Below are 2,416 nucleotides of genomic sequence, written 5' to 3'. Positions count from 1 at the left end.
TCAATGCCTGATGACCATAGCAAGTTGGTCCCACCCCTTCCCATCCCGAACAGGACCGTGAAACAACTCTGCGCCGATGATAGTGCTGCAACCAGTGTGAAAGTAGGTTATCGTCAGGCTAGTTATACCTAAAAACCCCCACCAGCCAGAACGCGCTCAAGATCGCGTTCTGTGCCAGTGGGGGTTTTTTCCGTCTATACGGTTTACACCGTTTTTTAGTTTAGAACTGGTAGCGGGCGCCGAGAGAATAGATCGAAACTTCGCTCTTGCTCAGGTAAGTACCTTCCAGGCTCAGCGAGAAGTTGCGGTTGAATGCGTAACGCACGCCGACGCCAACCACTGCATCGGTGTCGGTGCGGTCGCTCAAGGTGCTGCGGTTCGCTTTCATGGTTGTGCGGCCTACGCCGGCGCGGCCCAGCAGGCTGAAGCTTTCGTTCAGAGGCATGGTGCCGATGGCTGCAATGCCGGAATGCTGGTCGGGGTAGTAGCCAAGTGAAGACAGGGCCGCCGCGAGAGGGATGAAGCTGAGGCTGCGAGTGTAGACTTCGAAGCCAAAGTTAGGCGTGTACTGGTAGCCCAGTCCGGCGCCGAAGGAATAGACGTGGAACGCATGATCGCACTGCATCAACAGTTGGCGCGCAACGAGGGCTACACGCTGTCGGCGCTTGACGATGTCCGCCTGACCCGATCGAATTGCAGCTCGACCAAAACCCCGGCCATGTCGGATCCCTGCATTGCGATCGTGCTCCAGGGCCGCAAGCGCGCCTACTTCGGCGGCGACGTGCTCCAGTTCGACGCCGAGCATTACCTGGTGGTCGCCGTGCCCATGCCCTTCACCAGCACTACCGACGCCACGCCGGAGGAACCGTTCCTGGGCCTGTCGATCCGTGTCGACCGCACCACCCTTGCGGACCTGATGTTCGCCATCGACCAGACCGACAATGAAGTGCCTGCCATGCCTAAGGGCATGATGACCACCCGCATGGACGAACGCCTGAGTGAAACCGTGCTGCGCCTGCTCGAAGCCTTGAGCTCACCGCTGGAAGCGCGCGTGCTCGGCCCGGCGATCGTGCGCGAAATTTGCTATCGTGTTCTGATGGGGGAACAAGGCGCCGCCATGCGTGCGGCGCTGACCAACCAGGGACAGTTCGGCCGGATCGCCAAGGCGCTGCGCCGCATCCATGCAGACTACTCGGCCGACATTGACGTCGGCATGCTGGCCGCCGAAGCGAACATGAGCGTGCCGGCCTTCCACGTACATTTCAAGTCGGTCACGCACTGCTCGCCGATCCAGTACCTGAAGTCTGCCCGCCTGCACCAGGCGCGGCTGCTGATGGCGCGCAGCGACATGACGGCACAATCCGCCTCGGCCCAGGTCGGCTACGAAAGTCCCTCGCAATTCAGCCGGGAATTCAAGCGCTTCTTCGGCCGCAGTCCCGGCGAAGAGGCCAGCGCCATGCGCCGCCTGCTGGCCGTCCAACCAGCGGAACCGGCAAGATTGCTTTAAAAATAAGTTGCGGGTACTATTCGGTTACTGGCGGAATTAAAAATTAGTCAACTCCGTCCCGGTAGTACCACCTCTTATCAGGAGCAATATGCGACAAACCATTCTCAGCGCCGCAGCGCTCGCGACGCTGCTGTCGGCGTCCTCGCCTTCATTTGCCGGACCAGGCTTCGAACCTGGTGTTTATGCCGAAGTCGTCGGGGGCAGAACTTCGGTCACCTCCAAGTATGCCGCCAACGGCGACGACGTTTCCCTCTCAATGCTGTATTGAATAGGAATGATCCATGATTCCGGGTCTCATCGCCACCATGCACACACCGATCTATAGGATTAGGCAATAAGTGCATAGTCGTGTGCATTCGCAGCATGGGAATGGTTCCGTAAGATGCAGTCTGGTGTTACTGCCATCGAAAGGACCGCATCATGACTGCTACTGTACAAACAATTCGTAAGGTTATCCTGATTGCCGGCGCCAGCCGGGGTTGCGGTCCGGCGACAGCGCGCCAGTTGGCTGGAGAAGGACATCATGTGGTCCTGGGCGCGCGACGTTCCAGCAAGCTGCACGCGCTGGTCACGGAGATACGCAGGGCTGGCGGTTCCGCCGAATGGTATGCACTGGATGTATCGCAGCCGGAAGAGATGCGCGAGTTCCTGGCGTTTGCCGAGGACGTGCATAAGCGCGTTGATATTGTCATTAATAATGTTTGACAGAATTACTACACCCTTGCTATAGTTCGCCCCCTTGCAGAACAAGGCATTCAAATGCTGAGTTAGGTAAGGAAAATAAGAGCTTGACGAGATAAACGAAACGCTTCATAATCTTGCCTCTTCGCTGATGAACACAACGCTTCTTCAGCAAGCAGTACCGAATAAGTTCTTTAAAAATTTACAGTCGATAAGTGTGGACGTTTG

General features: G+C 57.4%; 4 protein-coding genes and 1 rRNA gene. 4 read left to right on the top strand and 1 reads right to left on the bottom strand.

Features of this window, described 5'->3' with window-relative positions; translation table 11 throughout:
* Positions 1–6 precede the first annotated feature (6 nt).
* Positions 7–119 (top strand): 5S ribosomal RNA (gene rrf, locus D0T21_RS31465).
* Between the two features lie 101 nt (positions 120–220).
* Here the strand turns inward: rrf and D0T21_RS31460 are convergent.
* Complete coding sequence (locus tag D0T21_RS31460; protein WP_229211712.1) at positions 221–625, bottom strand: outer membrane beta-barrel protein; 405 nt, start codon at positions 623–625, stop codon at positions 221–223.
* On the opposite strand from D0T21_RS31460, the gene D0T21_RS31455 reads away from it, so the two are divergent.
* The 3 genes from D0T21_RS31455 to D0T21_RS31445 all read left to right on the top strand — a co-directional run bounded on the left by D0T21_RS31455 (position 611) and on the right by D0T21_RS31445 (position 2,212).
* On the top strand, positions 611–1,507 hold the full coding sequence (locus D0T21_RS31455) for an AraC family transcriptional regulator (RefSeq protein ID WP_116994086.1): 897 nt from the start codon (positions 611–613) through the stop codon (positions 1,505–1,507). The two genes, D0T21_RS31460 and D0T21_RS31455, sit on opposite strands and share 15 nt — an antisense overlap.
* An 88-nt stretch (positions 1,508–1,595) precedes the next feature.
* Positions 1,596–1,775 carry a hypothetical protein gene (locus D0T21_RS31450; protein ID WP_199538639.1) on the top strand — a complete coding sequence of 60 codons (180 nt, stop codon included), beginning with the start codon at positions 1,596–1,598 and terminating at the stop codon, positions 1,773–1,775.
* 152 nt (positions 1,776–1,927) lie between these two features.
* Complete coding sequence (locus D0T21_RS31445; RefSeq protein WP_116994085.1) at positions 1,928–2,212, top strand: SDR family oxidoreductase; 285 nt, start codon at positions 1,928–1,930, stop codon at positions 2,210–2,212.
* Positions 2,213–2,416 lie beyond the last annotated feature (204 nt).

Origin of the sequence: Duganella sp. BJB476 (assembly GCF_003416895.1) — a bacterium.
GTDB lineage: Bacteria > Pseudomonadota > Gammaproteobacteria > Burkholderiales > Burkholderiaceae_D > Rugamonas.
The sequence above is the reverse complement of the archived record's forward strand: the minus strand, read 5'-3'. Positions and strand labels throughout refer to the sequence as shown.